The following is a 17,133-nucleotide window of genomic DNA, read 5'->3' as shown; positions in this document are numbered from 1 at the left end:
TCGACGGCCGGTGTCGGGGAATTGACTGTAAACCCAAGGTTCACATAGTCTGTGAACCTTGGGTTTACAGGGAGGTCGATATGAACGCGGACGAACTGGTCGCCGAGCTGATGACCGGTCTGCGGTCGGAGGTGGCGATCGCGGATCCGGGGGCGAAGCCGGGTGATCACGGCGACGACCAGCGGCTGCGCCGGGAGGCGCTGGCGCGCGTGCGAGCGGCGCTCGAGGCCGAGGCGCTGACCGCCGAGGCTGCCGCGCGCGGCGTGGAAAGCGCAGCGGCGGAAGCGGTGTGGCTGGGGGCGAGCCTGGCCGACCTCAGCGCGGTCACCGGCAGGTCCCGGCAAGCGGCGCGCAAGCGCTGGCCGGACCTCGGCGCGATCCGCCGGCGCCGCAAGTGGCTCTCCTACCACGTCGACGACGTGTTCTACATGGTCGAGCTGCTGGTCGACCGCGCCGACCGGATCGCGCCGGACGCGGCGGAGGGCTTCGAAGCGGCGGTGCGCGAGCTGTCCGCCGCGTTCGAGCGGGTCAAGGCCGACTTCGCGGAGGAGCGGGCGGCGGAGCAGACCGCGGCGCGCTGGGTCGCGATGGACGAACTGGTCGACGTTCGGCTCCGCGAGGTCATCGCGAAGGCCGGGACGCCGAGCGATGGTGACGGGGGCTTCGCGGTGCACGGTGCCGGGGGAGTGCTCGGCTACTACGACCACGCCACCGCCGCCGAGCAGGACTGAGGCAGTCGCAGGACTGAGGTCGCACAGCACTCAGTCCGTCGCGCGGAACCCCGGCCGCCGAGCAGCACCAGGGGCGCCGAGCCGCACCGGGCCATCGAGCGGCGCTGAGATGTCCGAGCCGGTGGGGTCGCCCAACGGCACCGAGCCGCCGAACACCACCGGGCCGCTGCGCGGGACGGAGGCTGCCGCGGCCCGACCGCCTCAGTCCAGCGCGAGGTCCACGACCACGGGAGCGTGGTCGGACGGCCCCTTGCCCTTGCGGGCCTCGCGGTCGACGTAGGCGTCGGTCACGGCGCTGGCGAACTGCCGGTCGCCGTAGACGAGGTCGATGCGCATCCCCTTGTTCTTGGGGAACGCACCGGCCCGGTAGTCCCAGTACGTGAACGGCACGTCGTACTTCAGCGCACGCGGGTACACGTCGCTGAGCCCGGTCCCGCGCAGCGCCTCCAGTGCGGAGCGCTCCGGCTCGGTGACGTGCGTGCTGTCGGCGAACTCGGCGATGTCCCAGACGTCGCCGTCCTCCGGGGCGATGTTGAAATCGCCCAGCACCGCGAACGGGCCACCGCCCGCCAGTTCCTCGGCGGCGGTGGCCGTCAGCGCTTCCAGCCAGCGCAGCTTGTAGTCGTAATGCGCGTGCCCGACCTCCCGGCCGTTGGGCACGTACACCGACCAGACCCGGACCCCGCCGCAGGTCGCCGCGACCGCCCGCGGTTCGCTGGCCTCGAACATCGCGCCCTCGGCCTGGTAGCCGGGCTCGTCGAGCAGGCCGCGCCGGACGTCGGCCAGGCCCGCCTTCGACAGCACGGCGACCCCGTTCCACCGCCCGGTCCCGTGCGCGGCGACCTCGTAGCCCAGCTCGCCGACCTCGTCGACCGGGAACGCCTCGGCCGAGCACTTGATCTCCTGCAGGCACACCACGTCCGGCTCGGCGCTGCCCAGCCAGTCGAGCAATCTCGGCAGCCGCGCCGCTACGGAGTTGATGTTCCAGGTGGCGATGCGCATGGGCTCAGCGTGTCACAGCGGGCGTGGTTGAACCCCCGGTGGCCCGGGTAGGCCCGAGGACGAGCCGATCGATGTCGCGGAGGTGCGCGGTGCCCGGTGAGCAGCTCGACGTGGCGGGCCGGACCGTCGAACTGAGCAAGGCGGACAAGGTCCTCTACCCCGGAGACGGGTACACCAAGCGGGACGTCGTGGACTACTACCGTTCCGTGGCGCGGCTGATGGTCGCCCACATGCGCGGGAAACCGCTGACCCTGCGCCGCTTCCCGGACGGCATCGGCGAGGAGGGGTTCTTCCAGAAGGAGGCGTCCGACCACTTCCCGGACTGGATCCGGGTCGTGCCGGTGCCGCAGCGCGGGGCGGAGGGATCGGTGCACCACGTCGTGGTCGAAGAGGAAGCCGCGCTGGTGTACCTGGCGAACCAGGGGTGCCTGGAGTTCCACATCGGACTGTCCACTGTGGATGACCTGGATCGCCCGGTGCTCGCGGTGGTCGACCTGGACCCGCCCGGATCGACGGGCATCGCGGAACTTCGGTCGATCACCGAGGACATGTGCGAGCGCTTCCGGTCCGCCGGGCTGGAACCCGCGGTGCAGGCCACCGGCGGCAAGGGGTTCCACGTCGTGGCCCCGCTGGCAGGCGGGAGCGGTTTCGACGAGGTCCGCGCGCGGGTGCGGGACCTGGCCGACCGGGCGGCACGGGAGGACCACCGGCTCACCACCGAGCAGCGCAAGGAAAAGCGCGGCGAACGGGTCTTCCTGGACACCAACCGCAACGCCTACGGGCAGACGATGATCGCGCCGTACTCCCTGCGCGCGCGTGCGGGCGCGCCCGCGGCGACGCCGCTGGACCTCGACGAGATCGGGCGCGCGACGCCGCAGCGCTACGGCCTGGCCAACATGGCGCGCCGGATGGCGCAGAAGGACGACCCGTGGCGCGCGCTGGACCGTGTATGACCGAGAAGGAGCGAGATGTCGGACCCAGCCGAGGGCACCACGCCCACACCGGACGAGACCGGGCCGGACGGTCCCGCCGACCCGGCGAACCTGCAGGCCGCGCCCGACCTCGACGAGGACGAGCTCGGGGTGGACCCGCTCGAACGCGGTGTGGAACCACCCGAGCGCTGGTCGCGGGTCAGCGCCGACCGGCCGACGCCGCGCGAGCAGCGCGAGGGCGAGACCCTCGACGACCGGCTCGGCCAGGAACGCCCGGAACGCGAGCCGGAGGCGGAGCCGCCGCTGGCCGAGACCCGGATGCACGAGCTCGACGACAGCGTCGACGAGCGCGCCGAGCAGGAGGTCTCCGACGGGGCAGGGGGCGAAAACGCCGACGGCTCGTAGGCTGTTCCGGTACCTCGGGAACTGGTACACGGGTGCCGGAAAGGGTGGGAATGGCCGAAGCAGGCAGGAAGCGCGTGGCGAGCGCGGTCCGCAACACCCGCCCCCGCAACCGCCGGTCGCAGATCACGACGGCGGCCTCCGAGCTGTTCCACCGGCGCGGCTACCCGCGCGTGGGCATGAGCGACATCGCCGAGGCAGTCGGCGTGGGGCCTTCGGCGCTGTACCGGCACTTCGCCAGCAAGCAGCTCCTGCTGACCGAGGTCGTGGTCGAGGAGCTGCGCCCGTTCCGCGAGGTGCTGCGCGGCGTCGGCACCGAGGACCTGGACATCGTCGTCGCCGAGCTCGCCACCGCCGCGCTCGACCACCGCAGGCTGGGCGTGCTCTGGCAGCGGGAGGCCCGGCACCTGCCCGGCGACGAGCGGGCCGGGCTCAAGGAGGAGCTGCGCTCGGTGGCCGGGGGACTGGCCGAGCTGGCGCGGGTGCGGCGGCCGGAGCTGGCCGACGAGGACGCCAGGTTCCGCGGCTGGTGCCTGTTCAGCGTGTTGACCAGCCCCTCCTACCACCAGGTCGAGCTGCCCAGGGCGGAGTTCGAGCGGCTGCTGCGCACCATGGTCGGGGTCATCGTCGACCAGCCGCCGATGGTGCTGGCGCCGCGCCCGGAGGTGGAGGTGCGGTCGCCGCTGCTGGACGAGCGCGCGTCGCGCCGAGCGGTGCTGCTCTCGGTGGCCACCCGGCTGTTCGCCGACAGCGGATTCACCGCGGTGACCACAGAGGACATCGGCGCCGCCGCCGGGATCGCCGGCCCGAGCGTCTACAGCCACTTCGCCAGCAAGCAGGAGATCCTCGGCGCGGTGATCGCGCGCGGCTGCGCCTGGCTGGAGATGGAGCTGGAGCGGACGCTGTCGGCGACCTCCGACGCCGAGGACGCGCTGCGCAGGCTGCTGCACTCCTACATCACCTTCGCCTACGACCACGGGCAGTTCATCGACATCCTGGTCAGCGAGGTGGGGCACCTGCCGAGCGGGGAGCGCCACCGCGCCCGGCAGACCCAGCACGACTACGTCGCCGAATGGGTGGCCCTGCTGCGCCGGGTCCGGCCCGAGCTGGACCGGCTCCCGGCGCGGGTGCTGGTGCAGGCCGCGCTGACGGCGGCCAACGACATGGCGCGCACCGGAACCGTCCGGGACGTCGCTGCCGTCAGCCGCCTCGCTGCCGCCCTCATGTTCGACGCTCCCGCCTATCAGTCGTTCACTTAGAATCCAGAACACCGTGTGAACCACAGAGTGAGAGGTCGCCACCCAGCTAACTGCGAATCACATTCGGGTTGACGGCGCGGATCGCGCTGAGCTAGCGTCGCCGACGGGCCGACAGGCCTGTCGCCGACGTGCGACGACCACCCCGCCAGCCGCCGAACCGAGGAGAACCCGGACCGTTATGAGCAGCGCGAGTGAACCCGTCGGGGCGCCGTCCGAGGAGTCGCCCGACATTCATACGACCGCGGGCAAGCTCGCGGATCTGTACCGGCGCAGCGACGAGGCGGTGCACGCGGGTTCCCAGCGCGCGGTGGCCAAGCAGCACGCGAAGGGCAAGCGCACGGCCCGGGAGCGGATCGACATGCTGCTCGACCCGGGCTCGTTCGTGGAGCTCGACGTGCACGCGCGGCACCGGTCGACGAACTTCGGCCTCGACGCCGACCGCCCCTACGGGGACGGGGTGGTCACCGGCTGGGGCACCGTCGACGGCCGCCGGGTGTGCGTGTTCTCGCAGGACTTCACGGTGTTCGGCGGCAGCCTCGGCGAGGTCTTCGGCGAGAAGATCGTCAAGGTGATGGACCTGGCGCTCAGGACCGGTTGCCCGCTGATCGGGATCAACGACTCCGGCGGCGCGCGGATCCAGGAGGGCGTCGCCGCGCTGGGGCTCTACGCGGAGATCTTCAAGCGCAACACGCACGCGTCCGGCGTCATCCCGCAGATCTCGCTGATCATGGGCCCGTGCGCGGGCGGCGCGGTGTACTCGCCCGCGATCACCGACTTCACGGTCATGGTCGACCAGACCTCGCACATGTTCATCACCGGACCGGACGTGATCAAGACGGTCACCGGCGAGGACGTCACCTTCGAGGACCTGGGCGGCGCCCGCACGCACAACTCCCGGTCGGGCAACGCGCACTACCTCGCCTCCGACGAGGAGGACGCGATCTCCTACGTCAAGGAGCTGCTGTCCTTCCTGCCCTCGAACAACCTGTCGCAGCCGCCGGTGTTCCCCGCCGAGCTCGGCACGGGCGCGGTGGCCGACGAGGTGACCGAGGAGGACCGGGAGCTCGACGTCCTGGTGCCGGACTCGCCGAACCAGCCCTACGACATGCGCGAGGTGATCACGCGGGTCGTCGACGACGGCGACTTCTTGGAGGTCTCGTCGCTGTTCGCGCCGAACATGCTGTGCGGGTTCGGCCGCGTGGACGGCGCTAGCGTGGGCATCGTGGCCAACCAGCCGACGCAGTTCGCGGGCACTCTCGACATCGACGCCAGCGAGAAGGCCGCCCGGTTCGTGCGCACCTGCGACGCGTTCAACGTGCCGGTGGTGACCTTCGTGGACGTGCCGGGCTTCCTGCCGGGCACCGACCAGGAGTGGAACGGCATCATCCGCCGGGGCGCGAAGCTGCTCTACGCCTACGCCGAGGCGACGGTGCCGCTGGTCACCGTGATCACGCGCAAGGCCTACGGCGGGGCGTACGACGTCATGGGCTCCAAGCACCTGGGCGCGGACGTGAACCTGGCGTGGCCGACCGCGCAGATCGCGGTCATGGGAGCCCAGGGCGCGGCCAACATCCTGTACCGCAGGCAGCTGGCCGAGGCCGCCGAGCGCGGCGAGGACGTGGAGGCGTTGCGCGCCCGGTTGCAGCAGGAGTACGAGGACACGCTGTGCAACCCGTACGTGGCCGCCGAGCGCGGGTACGTCGACTCGGTGATCCCGCCCTCGCACACCCGCGGGTACGTGGCCCGGTCCCTGCGGATGCTGGCCGACAAGCGCGCGTCGCTGCCTGCGAAGAAGCACGGCAACATCCCGCTTTAGGAGTCCGGTCATGAGTGACACCCCCGTGCTGCGGATCGTGTCGGGCGACCCCGACGACGAGGAGATCGCCGCCGTGGCGATCGCGCTGAGCCTGGCCGCCCGCCAGGCCCCCGAACCGGAGACCCGGCGGGAGTGGTCGGTGTGGGGCGAGCCCGCGCTGCGCCACCCCGCGGGCCGCCGCCCGCTGCGTCCCGGCCCGCACGCCTGGCGCACGTCCGCCCTGCCGTACTAGAACTTCCGCCGGAAAGAGGAGCCCTGGTCGAAGTGACCGCTGAACGCAATGACGTGACCCCGTCGGACAGCGACCCCCGGGTCATCAGGAAGGTGCTGGTCGCCAACCGCGGGGAGATCGCGGTCCGGGTGGTGCGGGCGTGCCGGGACGCGGGCATCGGCAGCGTGGCCGTCTACGCCGAGCCCGACGCGGACGCGCTGTTCGTGCGGCTCGCCGACGAGGCGTTCGCGCTGGGCGGGACGACGGCGGCGGAGTCCTACCTGGACGTGGACAAGCTGATCGACGCCGCCAAGCGGGCCGAGGCCGACGCGGTGCACCCCGGCTACGGGTTCCTGTCGGAGAACGCCGACTTCGCCCAGGCGGTGCTGGACGCGGGACTGGTGTGGATCGGCCCGTCCCCGCAGGCGATCCGGGACCTGGGCGACAAGGTCACCGCGCGGCACATCGCGACCGCGGCGGGGGCGCCGCTGGTGCCGGGCACCAAGGACCCGGTCGCCGACGCGGGCGAGGTGGTCGCCTTCGCCGAGGAGCACGGGCTGCCGGTGGCGATCAAGGCCGCGTTCGGCGGTGGTGGCCGCGGGCTGAAGGTCGCCCGCACCCTGGAGGAGATCCCGGAGCTGTTCGACTCGGCGGTGCGGGAGGCCGAGGCGGCCTTCGGCCGGGGCGAGTGCTTCGTGGAGCGGTACCTGGACCGGCCGCGGCACGTGGAGGCCCAGGTGCTGGCCGACCAGCACGGCAACGTCGTGGTGGTCGGGACCCGCGACTGCTCGTTGCAGCGCAGGCACCAGAAGCTCGTGGAGGAGGCCCCGGCGCCGTTCCTGAGCGCCGAGCAGCGGGCCACCATCCACACCGCCGCCCGCGACATCTGCAGGCAGGCGGGCTACTCGGGTGCCGGGACCGTGGAGTTCCTGGTCGGGCTGGACGGCACGATCTCGTTCCTGGAGGTCAACACGCGGCTGCAGGTCGAGCACCCGGTGTCGGAGGAGACCACCGGCATCGACCTGGTCGCCGAGCAGTTCCGGATCGCCGCGGGCGAGCCGCTGTGGCTGACCGAGGACCCCGCGCCGGTGGGCCACTCGATCGAGTTCCGGATCAACGGTGAGGACCCGGGCCGCAACTTCCTGCCCGCGCCGGGCACCGTCACGACGTTCGTGGCGCCGTCGGGCCCGGGCGTGCGGGTGGACTCGGGCGTGGAGTCAGGCTCGGTGATCGGCGGCCAGTTCGACTCGCTGCTGGCCAAGGTGATCGTGACCGGCCGGGACAGGCAGCAGGCGCTGGCGCGGTCCCGCCGGGTGCTGGCCGAGATGGTGGTGGAGGGGATGGCCACGGTGCTGCCGTTCCACCGCGCGATCGTCTCGGACCCGGCCTTCGTGGGCGGCCCGGACGGCTTCCGGGTGCACACGCGGTGGATCGAGACCGAGTTCGACAACAACCTCCCGCCGTTCACCGGTGGCGGCGCCGGACCGGCCGAGCCGGAGGCGCGGCAGACGGTCGTGGTCGAGGTCGGGGGCCGCAGGCTGGAGGTGTCCCTCCCGGCGGGCCTGACCGGCGGCAGCGCCCCCGCGGAGAAGGCCAAGCCGCGCAAGCGGGCCGCCGCCAAGGCGGGCGCGGCGGCCTCGGGCGACGCGGTGACCGCGCCGATGCAGGGCACGCTGGTCAAGCTCGCGGTCGCCGACGGCGACAAGGTGGCGGCCGGGGACCTGATCGCGGTGCTGGAGGCGATGAAGATGGAAAACCCGGTCACCGCCCACAAGGACGGCACCGTCACCGGTCTGACCGCCAGCCCCGGCGACACCCTCACCCAGGGCACCACCCTCTGCACCCTCAAGGACTGAGGTTCGGCAGCGCCGCTCCCATCCCGTCGATTCGGCGCCACTGCGGTCGGCGGGGTGGGAGTCCCTACACGAACGGCCGATTGACCTCGGACGTGAGCTCCCCGGCCTGAACCTGCCCGAACACCTCGCGAGCCCGCGCAGCGATCTCCGGTGCGGCGCGCCGGAGCTCCGCGCCGTCGGCCTCGCTGATGCCGTCGTCGGCGACGCCCGCGCGTTCGAGCACGCCGGTGAGGTCGCCGAGCTCATCGCGCAGCCACTCGAACGGCTGTTGCGTGAGTTCGTCGCTCCACTCCCGGCTCACCGGCTCCAGCCCTTCGAACCGGGAGTGGTAATGCGTCCGGTCGAAGGAATCGGGCGGTGACCCGACCGCGACGAAGATGTCCGCCCGCCACACCGGCTGGTCCAGCACCACCCGCTGCGCGGCGAACTCCGAGCCGCGCCAGTCCTGCGGTTCCCGCAGCCGCAGCTCCACCCGGACGCCTTTCTCCGGTCCCTCGTCGTTGGCCTGCCTGGTGTTCTCGAAGTGCATGTCGCGCAGGAGCACCGAAACGCGATCGAAGATGTAGCCGTGAAGCATGCTTCTCCCTCCGGTCGCTCCCATGATGACGCCCGGTGGCCGGTTGCGGCTCGGCCAAAGCGCACGGCGCACATCAGGTCGATGACGAACCGCCGGATCTCACGACGGGCTGGCGGCTACCTCAGTTGATCAGGCGACCTCAGCCGGCCAGGGCCTCGGTGAACCGGCCGGGCTCGACGTTGCCTCCGGAGATCACCACGCCGACCCGGCCCGACACCGCGGTCCGGCCCGCCAGCAGCGCCGCGAGCCCGCACGCCCCGCTGGGCTCGACGACGATCTTGAGCCGGGCGAAGGCAAGCCGCATCGCCGCCCGGATCTCGTCGTCGGTGACCACCGCGATCTCGTCCACCAGCCGCCGGTTGACCTCGAAGGTCAGCTCGCCCGGCGTGGTGATCGCCTGCCCGTCGGCGATCGTGCGCGGCACCGGGATCTCGACCCGCCTGCCCGCCGCCAGCGACCTCCTGGTGTCGTCGCCGGACTCCGGCTCCACGCCGACGATCCGGACGCCGGGGCTGAGCGCGGTCGCCGCCGTCGCGCAGCCCGCGATGAGCCCGCCGCCGCCGACCGGCACCACGAGCGCGTCCAGCGGACCGGTGTCCTCGATCAGCTCCAGCGCGGTCGTGCCCTGCCCGGCCATCACGTGCGGGTGGTCGTAGGGCGGGATCAGCGCCAGCCCCCGTTCGGCGGCGAGTTCCCCCGCCAGCTGCTCCCGGTTCTGGGTGTAGCGGTCGTAGCTGACGATCTCCGCGCCGTAGCCGCGCGTCGCGGCCACCTTGACCGCCGGGGCGTCCTCAGGCATCACGATCACCGCCGCGGTGCCGGCCAGCCGCGCGGCGAGCGCGACCGCCTGGGCGTGGTTGCCGGACGAGTACGCGGCCACGCCCCGGCGCTTCTGCTCATCGTCGAGCCGCGAGATCGCGTTGTAGGCGCCGCGGAACTTGAACGCGCCCACCCGCTGGAAGTTCTCGCACTTGAGCAAGACCTCCGCGGCCACCAGGTCGTCGACCGCGCCGGAGGTGAGCACCGGTGTCCGGTGCGCCACCCCGCGCAGTCGTCCGGCCGCGGACCGGATGTCGGACAGCGACAGCACTCGCACACCTCCGGGGTCGCTCACCAGCGCCGGGGATCGGTGTCCCAGGTTTCGGGGATCCCGGCGGTGGCCAGGTCGACGGCCTGGCCGATGAGCTCGATCATGCGCTCCGGTTCGCGGCTGGGGTCGGCGCACATCGCCTCCATGCCGATGCGCAGCGCGGCGTAGACGACGCCGACCAGCACCCGCGGCCGCAGGTCCGCGTCCGGGTCGACGCCCTGGCGGTGGGCGATCTCGGCGGTGAGCCGCTCCTCGGTCTCGGCCGCCCGGCGCAGGTTGCCCGCCAGCAGCGTGGGCGTCTTGTTGATCAGGTGCTGGGTGTGCAGGAACCGCCCGACGCCTTCGCTGGCGGCCGACTCGCGCACCATCGCCAGCACCGCGTGGCGCAGCGCGGGCAGCGGCGGTTCGCCCGCCGGACGGGCGCGCAGCGCCTCGACCACGAGGTCGTCCAGGGCCGCGCCCTTGGCCAGCGCGATGTCCTCCTTGCCCGCGAAGTACCGGAAGAACGTCCGCGGCGAGATGTCGACCTGCGCCGCGATCTCGTCGATCGTGGTCGCGTCGTAGCCCTTGTCCAGGAACAGGTCGACCCCGGCCTCGATCAGGCCGGACCTGGTGCGCTGCTTCTTCCTGGCCCGCAGGCCACCCTGGTCGGTGGACACGCTCATGCGCCCCATTATGGCCCACGGCAGCCGGTGGCATAAGGCAGCGGGCGACATTTGGCAGTCGCTGACAGTTTCTGTATCGTCGGACCCGCAACCGCAGAACCCGCGAAGGAGCGCACGATGACGACCAACGGCCTGGAGATCCGCCTGGCGGCCCGTCCGGAGGGCTGGCCCACCCCGGAGACGTTCGAGTTCGCCGAGGTCGACGTCCCCGAGCCGGCCGAAGGGCAGGTCCTGGTCCGCAACCTGGTGATGAGCGTCGACCCGTACATGCGCGGGCGGATGAGCGCCGCGAAGTCCTACGTCGCGCCGTTCGAGGTCGGCAAGGCGCTCGACGGCGGCGCGCTCGGCGAGGTCGTCACCTCCCGCGCCGAGGGCCTGGCGCCGGGCGACGTCGTCGTGCACGGCCTGGGCTGGCGCTCCCACGCGGTCGTCGACGCCCGGCACGCGCTCAAGGTCGACCCGCAGGCCGCGCCGCTCAACGCCAACCTCGGCGTGCTGGGCATGGTCGGCCTGACCGCCTACGCGGGCCTGGTCGAGATGGCGGCGCAGAAGGAGGGCGACGTCGTGTTCGTGTCCGGGGCCGCGGGTGCGGTCGGCGCGATCGTCGGCCAGCTCGCCAAGCTGCGCGGCGCCTCCCGCGTGATCGGCAGCGCGGGCAGCGCGGACAAGGTCCGCTACCTGACCGAGGAACTCGGCTTCGACGCCGCGTTCAACTACAAGGACGGGCCGGTCCACGACCAGCTCAAGGCCGCCGCGCCCGACGGCATCGACGTGTACTTCGACAACGTCGGCGGCGAGCACCTGGAGGCCGCGATCTCGGTGCTCAACGACTTCGGCCGGATTGCCGAGTGCGGCATGATCTCCCAGTACAACAACACCGAGCCGCAGCCCGGTCCGCGCAACATGCCGATGATCGTGCAGAAGCGCCTGTCGCTGCGCGGTTTCATCGTCACCGACAACCTGCACCTGCGGGACCGGTTCGTCGAGGAGGTCGGCGGCTGGCTGCGCGAGGGCAGGATCCACTACACCGAGACGGTCTACGACGGCCTGCGCAAGGCGCCGGAGGCGTTCCTGGGCATGCTGCGCGGTGAGAACACCGGCAAGACCCTGGTGAAGATCGCGGACTGAGCCCCGGCAGGCGGCGCCGGCTGCCCGGCCGGTGCCGCCGGCTCTCTACTGTGGACGGCGGTCGCGGACGAACGCCTCGATCCCGTCCAGGATCCGCTGCAGCCCGAACTCGAACGCGTGCGCCGGGTTCTGCGCGGATCCGTGCGCCTCCCCGGCGGCGGCCCCCACCTTCGCGGCGTTGGGGAACCGGTCGGGGTCCATGAGCTTGCCGAACAGCGGCGCGTGCGCCTGCCACCACTGCTCGTCGGTCAGTCCGCTGGCCCGCTCGGCCTGCGCGGCCTCCACCGACCGCCGCGCCGCTCCTTCGACGTGCCCGAGCACCAGGCTGAGCACCGAGTCCATCTCGACCTCGGTCAGCCCGATCCCCGCGACCGCGCCCAGCTCGTGGTCGTACTTGGCGATCACGTTCGGCCCCAGCACCGCGCGGCCGGTCGCGACCTGGAGCATCCACGGATGCCGGTGGTACAGCTCCCAGTTCTCCCGCGCGACCTGTTCGAGCCTGCCGCGCCACCCGCCGCCCGCGGGCTCCTCCCGCGGGGTCTCGCCGTAGACGGTGTCGAGCATGACGTCGAGCAGTTCGGCCTTGCCCGGCACGTAGGTGTAGAGCGACATCGTGCCGACGCCGAGCTGACCCGCGACCCGCCGCATGGACAGCGCCCCGATGCCTTCGGCGTCGGCCAGCTCGATCGCGGTCCGCACGATCCGGTCCACGCTGAGATCCGAACGGCCCTTGCGCACGGCCCCGGTCCGCCACAGCAGGGCGAGGCTGCGGGCCGGATCCCCGCCGCCGCTGTACTCCATCGCCATCACCGGATCGCCATCACTGGACCACCATCACTGGGCCGCCATCGTCCATCGGTCGTCGAACGTCGTTCGCGACATCGTACGGCGATCGCTTCCGGCGCTGTTGCGCTCACTCCGCCGGATGCGTGCGCAGCCACTCCGACCAGGTCGTGCTGCCGCGGCGGCCCTGCGGGCAGGTGATCTGGGTGGCGATCCGGGTCAGCCGCCGGGGCGCGGGAACGGTGACCACGCGGCGTGACCTGCCCCGGGCGCGTTGCCACTGCCGGACGACTTCGGCGAAGGTCAGCACCTCCGGCCCGCCGAAGTCGGTGCGCAGACCGCCCGGCCCCTCTTCGAGGCATTCCACGACGTAGCGGGCGAAGTCGCCGGCGTCGACCGGCTGGGTGGGCAGCGAGGTCGGCAGCGGCAGCACCGGGAGCCTGCTCGCCTTGCCCAGCATCCGGTCCAGCAGCCAGTGGAACTGGGTGGCGCGCATGATCGACCACGGCACGTCGGCGACGCTGACCAGTTCCTCGGCGGTGTGCTTGAGCCGCAGGTAGGGGCCGACCGGCTGGTCCACGCCCACGATGGAGATGTAGGCGAAGTGGCGCACCCCGGCCTTCGCCGACTCCTCCAGCAGCCGGGCGGTGCCGTCCACGTCGACGTCGGGCGGGCTGTGCCAGAAGTCCGACGGCAGCAGGTAACCGCGCTGCGCCGCAGGCGACATCGTGGCGGCGTGCAGCAGGACCTGCGCGCCGGAGACGAGCTGTTCGAGTCCTTCACCGGTGGCCAGGTCTCCCCGGACCCAGTCCACGTCCTCGTCCGTCCGCGGCTTGCGGGTCAGAACGCGCACCCGGTACGTCGTCTTGAGCAGGGCGACCAGTTCACGCCCCAGGTGTCCGGTACCTCCGGTGACCGCGATGGTGTCCATGGGCACCCCCGCCCCGAGATCGGTTTTCGTGCTCACTGTCGCACCGGGCACAAGAGGCGGCGAGTTGGTCAAGCCTCCGCCACGGTCAACCGAACGGATGACGTCGGCCCGTTCGGCGCAACCGGCCTCAGTGGACACCGGACGCCGCTGCCCGCGGCGGGGGATTCCCGGTGGCCACCGGAGAAAACGGCCTCCTGGCAGCGGCCTCGCGGGCTCTGTTCGACCGTTCGAAACAGTGGTACAGATAGATCCGAGGCCGGATCTTCTGCGAGGTGTGCGGTGCCCCTGGTCAACAGCCCGCTCGACGTCCTGCCCGCCGACTGGCGGACCGCGTTGCTGGTCGGGAGGCTCCAAGACCCGGATGAGCAGGGCCCGTGCGTCGTGGTGGTTTCGGGTGAGGAACTGCTCGACATCACCGACACCGCGTCGACGGTCGCGGAGCTGCTGGAGGCTCCGGACCCGGCCGGAGTCGCCCGCACCGCCACCGCGCGCCGGACCTGGTCGCTGCCGGGGGTCCTGGCCGAGACGCTGGGCGCCCGCCAGGGCGCGCACCTGCTGGCCCCTGCCGACCTCCAGGTGGTCCGCGCGGCGGGCGTGACGTTCGCGGGCAGCTTGCTGGAGCGGGTCATAGAGGAGCGGGCCGGTGGCGATCCCGCGAAGTCCGGCGCGGTCCGCGCCGAGGTCGAGACCGCGGTCGGGCGCACGCTCGCCGCGATCGAACCCGGCTCGCCGGAGGCCCGCGCGGTGCGGGACCGGATGCTGCGCGACGGTCTGTGGTCGCAGTACCTCGAAGTGGGTCTCGGCCCGGACCCGGAGATCTTCACCAAGGCACCGGTGCTCGCGGCGGTCGGCGTCGGGGCCGAGGTCGGCATCGCCGAGGGGTCGAGCTGGAACAACCCGGAACCCGAGGTGGTGCTGGCGGTCCGCTCCGACGGCCGGATCGCCGGTGCGACCCTGGGCAACGACGTCAACCTCCGCGACGTCGAGGGTCGCAGCGCCCTGCTGCTGCCCAAGGCCAAGGACAACAACGCCTCGGCCGCGATCGGGCCGTTCCTGCGGCTGTTCGACAACGGGTTCGGCCTGGACGAGGTGCGGCAACTGGACGTCCGGCTGGAGGTGCGGGGCGAGGACGGGTTCGTGCTCGACGACGTGAGCACGATGCGCGAGATCAGCCGCGACCCGCTCGACCTGGTGACGGCCGCGATCGGGCGGCACCACCAGTACCCCGACGGGCTGCTGCTCTACACCGGCACCCTGTTCGCGCCCACGCAGGACCGGGACGAGCCGGGCGGGGGATTCACCCACCACGTCGGCGACGTGGTGCGGATCTCGACGCCCAGGCTGGGCACGCTGGTCAACCGGGTGAACCGGTCCGAGAAGTGTCCGGAGTGGACATTCGGGGTGCGGGCGCTGATGACCAACCTCGCCCGGCGCGGCCTGCTCGGCTGAAGGCCGCCCGGAGGACCGCCTGCCCGGTACCGGAAACGGCGGACCGCTCGCCGGTCACCGGCGAGCGGTCCATCCACTGTGCTCAGTGCAGCCGGGCCCGCTGGACGAGCCGGGCCAGCAGGATCCTCAGTTCCTTCGCTCCGTTGTCGAGCAGGTCGGTGAACATCACGACCCCCAGGACCAACACGAGCAACATTGCCACCACGACGACGAACACGTTCTCACCCCTTCGTCCGGGGAATCGGCCGGATCCGGCGAATCGTTACCGGTCAAGCGGATGTGATCTGATCCACTTCCGCGCCGGCGGGTGGCTCGGGCCGAATGGCAGGCGCGCTCCGGCCGCGACGCGGACTAACCTGGGGCAATGGCGACTCGCCGGCCGAACCCAGCGCTGTGGGTGTGGTACGCCTTCGGCGGCAAGCTGCCCGACCGCTACGCCGAATGGGTCCTGCACGACGTCACCTGCCGGACGTGGGTGCTGCGGCACTTCGCGCGGTCGCTGCTGCACCTGGCGCCGCTGTGCGCGCTCGTCCTGCTGCTGCCGGGTCCGCTGTCGATCCGGATCTCGGCGATCGTGCTGGGTCTGATGGTGGGATTGTTCTACTCGTTGTGCTACATGGGCGAGCTGGCCGAGCACCGGGTGATCAAGCACGGCTACCCGCCGGGCATCGGCCGCGAGACCCGGGCGCTCAACCGCGACGTCCGCCGGGCGGGCAGGCACGGCGTCGGCTACCGGCCGTGGTGGGAGTGACCGGCGGCCCGGGTTAGGCTCGGACGGAGTCGATCAAGGAAGGCGCTGGATGGGTCAGGTCGAGCGGGCGCTGTCCTGCGCCGAACCGGCGGCGTACTGGCGCGCTCCCGCGGCCGATCCGCGCGAACGGCTGACCGGCGGCACCTCGGCGGACCTGGTGGTCGTCGGCGGTGGTCCGACCGGCCTGTGGGCGGCGATCACCGCCAAGCAGCGCAGGCCCGGCGCCGACGTGGTGGTGCTGGAGAAGGACCGGATCTCCTCCGGCGCCAGCGGCCGCAGCGGCGGGTTCCTGTCCGAGTCGTTGACGCACGGGCTCGCGCACGGCGCCCACCTGTGGCCCGACGAGATCGGCGCGCTCGTCGAACTCGGGGCCGCGAACCTGGCCGAGATCGCGGACTTCGTTCGCGCGCACGGCATCGAGGCCGATCTGCGGATGTGCGGCAAGACGGCGGTCGCGACCGAACCGCACCAGGTCGCCGAACTCCGCGACGAGGCCGATCTCTACGCCGAGCACGGCATGGACGCGGTGTTCCAGGGCGCGGGCGGAGTGCGCGCCGACGTGGCTTCGCCGGCGTACCGGGCCGGGCTCCGGCTGCCGGGTGCCGGCGGGCTGGTCGATCCCGCCCGCCTGGTGAGCGGGCTGGCCGGGGCCGCGGAACGGCTCGGTGTGCGGATCCACGAGCACACCCCGGTCCGCGCGCTGCGGAACCGCCGGGGCGGCGTGCTCGCGAAGACTCCACAAGGGACAGTCCGGGCGGCGGGCGCCGTGCTGGCCACCAACGCGTTCCCCGCCCCGCTCCGGCGGGTTCGCCGCCGCGTGCTGCCGGTCTGGGACTACGCGCTGGTCACCGAACCGCTCGGCGAAGCCCGGTGGGCGTCGGTCGGCTGGCGGGACGGTCAGGGGATCACCGACAGCCACAACAGGTTCCACTACTACCGGCCGACCCCGGACGGGCGGATCCTGTGGGGCGGCTACGACGCCGTTTACTACTTCGGCGGCCGGACGTCGCCCTCGCTGGCGGCCAGGAGGGAGCCGCACGAGAAGCTGGCGGCGAACTTCTTCCGGACGTTCCCGCAGCTGGCGGACCTGCGCTTCACGCACCGCTGGGGTGGTCCGATCGACTCCACGACCAGGTTCACCCCGGTGTTCGGGACCGTCGGCCGGGTGGCGCACGCGCTCGGCTACACCGGGCTCGGGCTGGCCGCGTCGCGGTTCGGCGCCCAGGTGGCGCTCGACCTGCTTTGGGGAGACGACTCCGAACGCACCCGGTTGCGGTTCGTCCGGGAGAAGCCGATGCCGTTCCCGCCCGAACCGCTGCGCTGGCTGCTGGTCCAGTGCACGCGGCGCGCGCTCGCCCGGGCCGACGAGAACGGCGGCAGGCGCGGCTGGTGGTTGCGGCAGCTGGACCGGCGCGGCATCGGGCTGGGTTCCTGAGCGGTCAGGGTTTCTGAGCGGGCTGCGTTCTTGGGCGGCCCGGGTTCTTGATCGGCCCGGGTTCCTGATCGGCCTGCATTCCTGAGCGGCCCGGGTTCCTGATCGCCTGGGTTCT

General features: G+C 72.1%; 18 protein-coding genes. 11 read left to right on the top strand and 7 right to left on the bottom strand.

Going from position 1 to position 17,133, the window contains the following annotated elements:
* Positions 1–80 precede the first annotated feature (80 nt).
* Positions 81–731, top strand: a complete 651-nt coding sequence (locus ABD691_RS16215) for a hypothetical protein (RefSeq protein WP_344680521.1) — start codon at positions 81–83, stop codon at positions 729–731.
* Positions 732–932: 201 nt separating this feature from the next.
* Here ABD691_RS16215 and ABD691_RS16210 read toward each other — a convergent pair whose 3' ends face one another.
* Entirely contained in the window at positions 933–1,733 is an 801-nt protein-coding gene (locus tag ABD691_RS16210) for an exodeoxyribonuclease III (protein ID WP_344680520.1), read from the bottom strand.
* A 71-nt stretch (positions 1,734–1,804) separates the two neighbouring features.
* Here ABD691_RS16210 and ligD point away from each other — a divergent pair, with 71 nt between their 5' ends.
* The 6 genes from ligD to ABD691_RS16180 all read left to right on the top strand — a co-directional run bounded on the left by ligD (position 1,805) and on the right by ABD691_RS16180 (position 8,209).
* The gene (gene ligD / locus ABD691_RS16205; RefSeq protein ID WP_344680519.1) at positions 1,805–2,686 is read left to right on the top strand and encodes a non-homologous end-joining DNA ligase; all 882 of its coding nucleotides are present in this window, start codon (positions 1,805–1,807) and stop codon (positions 2,684–2,686) included.
* Positions 2,687–2,701: 15 nt separating this feature from the next.
* Positions 2,702–3,070: a hypothetical protein gene (locus ABD691_RS16200; RefSeq protein WP_344680518.1), complete on the top strand. Its 369-nt coding sequence runs from the start codon at positions 2,702–2,704 to the stop codon at positions 3,068–3,070.
* Between the two features lie 50 nt (positions 3,071–3,120).
* Positions 3,121–4,326: a TetR/AcrR family transcriptional regulator gene (locus ABD691_RS16195; protein WP_344680517.1), complete on the top strand. Its 1,206-nt coding sequence runs from the start codon at positions 3,121–3,123 to the stop codon at positions 4,324–4,326.
* A 178-nt stretch (positions 4,327–4,504) separates the two neighbouring features.
* Positions 4,505–6,142, top strand: a complete 1,638-nt coding sequence (locus tag ABD691_RS16190) for an acyl-CoA carboxylase subunit beta (protein ID WP_344680515.1) — start codon at positions 4,505–4,507, stop codon at positions 6,140–6,142.
* A 10-nt stretch (positions 6,143–6,152) separates the two neighbouring features.
* Positions 6,153–6,374 carry an acyl-CoA carboxylase subunit epsilon gene (locus tag ABD691_RS16185; protein WP_344680514.1) on the top strand — a complete coding sequence of 74 codons (222 nt, stop codon included), beginning with the start codon at positions 6,153–6,155 and terminating at the stop codon, positions 6,372–6,374.
* Positions 6,375–6,406: 32 nt separating this feature from the next.
* Positions 6,407–8,209, top strand: a complete 1,803-nt coding sequence (locus ABD691_RS16180) for an acetyl/propionyl/methylcrotonyl-CoA carboxylase subunit alpha (protein ID WP_344680513.1) — start codon at positions 6,407–6,409, stop codon at positions 8,207–8,209.
* Between the two features lie 64 nt (positions 8,210–8,273).
* Here the strand turns inward: ABD691_RS16180 and ABD691_RS16175 are convergent, their stop codons facing one another.
* The 3 genes from ABD691_RS16175 to ABD691_RS16165 form a co-directional block, all read right to left on the bottom strand.
* Complete coding sequence (locus ABD691_RS16175; protein ID WP_344680512.1) at positions 8,274–8,786, bottom strand: hypothetical protein; 513 nt, start codon at positions 8,784–8,786, stop codon at positions 8,274–8,276.
* Between the two features lie 139 nt (positions 8,787–8,925).
* The gene (locus ABD691_RS16170; RefSeq protein WP_344680511.1) at positions 8,926–9,876 is read right to left on the bottom strand and encodes a threo-3-hydroxy-L-aspartate ammonia-lyase; all 951 of its coding nucleotides are present in this window, start codon (positions 9,874–9,876) and stop codon (positions 8,926–8,928) included.
* Between the two features lie 20 nt (positions 9,877–9,896).
* Positions 9,897–10,541 carry a TetR family transcriptional regulator gene (locus ABD691_RS16165; RefSeq protein WP_344680510.1) on the bottom strand — a complete coding sequence of 215 codons (645 nt, stop codon included), beginning with the start codon at positions 10,539–10,541 and terminating at the stop codon, positions 9,897–9,899.
* A gap of 117 nt (positions 10,542–10,658) precedes the next feature.
* On the opposite strand from ABD691_RS16165, the gene ABD691_RS16160 reads away from it, so the two are divergent.
* Positions 10,659–11,669, top strand: a complete 1,011-nt coding sequence (locus tag ABD691_RS16160; protein ID WP_344680509.1) for an NADP-dependent oxidoreductase — start codon at positions 10,659–10,661, stop codon at positions 11,667–11,669.
* A 45-nt stretch (positions 11,670–11,714) separates the two neighbouring features.
* Here the strand turns inward: ABD691_RS16160 and ABD691_RS16155 are convergent, their stop codons facing one another.
* Together ABD691_RS16155 and ABD691_RS16150 are read right to left on the bottom strand one after the other, a co-directional pair.
* A complete protein-coding gene (locus ABD691_RS16155; RefSeq protein WP_344680508.1) occupies positions 11,715–12,476 on the bottom strand; it encodes a TetR/AcrR family transcriptional regulator in 762 nt (253 codons plus the stop codon).
* Positions 12,477–12,582: 106 nt separating this feature from the next.
* The gene (locus tag ABD691_RS16150; RefSeq protein WP_344680507.1) at positions 12,583–13,419 is read right to left on the bottom strand and encodes an SDR family oxidoreductase; all 837 of its coding nucleotides are present in this window, start codon (positions 13,417–13,419) and stop codon (positions 12,583–12,585) included.
* Between the two features lie 243 nt (positions 13,420–13,662).
* Here ABD691_RS16150 and ABD691_RS16145 point away from each other — a divergent pair, with 243 nt between their 5' ends.
* Positions 13,663–14,832, top strand: a complete 1,170-nt coding sequence (locus tag ABD691_RS16145; RefSeq protein ID WP_344680506.1) for a fumarylacetoacetate hydrolase family protein — start codon at positions 13,663–13,665, stop codon at positions 14,830–14,832.
* A gap of 82 nt (positions 14,833–14,914) precedes the next feature.
* Here ABD691_RS16145 and ABD691_RS16140 read toward each other — a convergent pair whose 3' ends face one another.
* Entirely contained in the window at positions 14,915–15,049 is a 135-nt protein-coding gene (locus tag ABD691_RS16140) for a hypothetical protein (RefSeq protein ID WP_344680505.1), read from the bottom strand.
* Between the two features lie 147 nt (positions 15,050–15,196).
* On the opposite strand from ABD691_RS16140, the gene ABD691_RS16135 reads away from it, so the two are divergent.
* Entirely contained in the window at positions 15,197–15,583 is a 387-nt protein-coding gene (locus ABD691_RS16135) for a DUF5313 family protein (protein WP_344680504.1), read from the top strand.
* 49 nt (positions 15,584–15,632) lie between these two features.
* Positions 15,633–17,018 (top strand): NAD(P)/FAD-dependent oxidoreductase, encoded by a 1,386-nt coding sequence (locus tag ABD691_RS16130; RefSeq protein ID WP_344680503.1) that lies wholly within the window; start codon positions 15,633–15,635, stop codon positions 17,016–17,018.
* The last annotated feature ends 115 nt before the right edge of the window (positions 17,019–17,133 follow it).

The sequence above is a fragment of the Saccharopolyspora taberi genome (genome assembly GCF_039534165.1).
Classification (GTDB): domain Bacteria; phylum Actinomycetota; class Actinomycetes; order Mycobacteriales; family Pseudonocardiaceae; genus Saccharopolyspora_D; species Saccharopolyspora_D taberi.
Note: the sequence above shows the minus strand (reverse complement) of the source record. Positions and strands in the feature narration are given on the sequence as shown.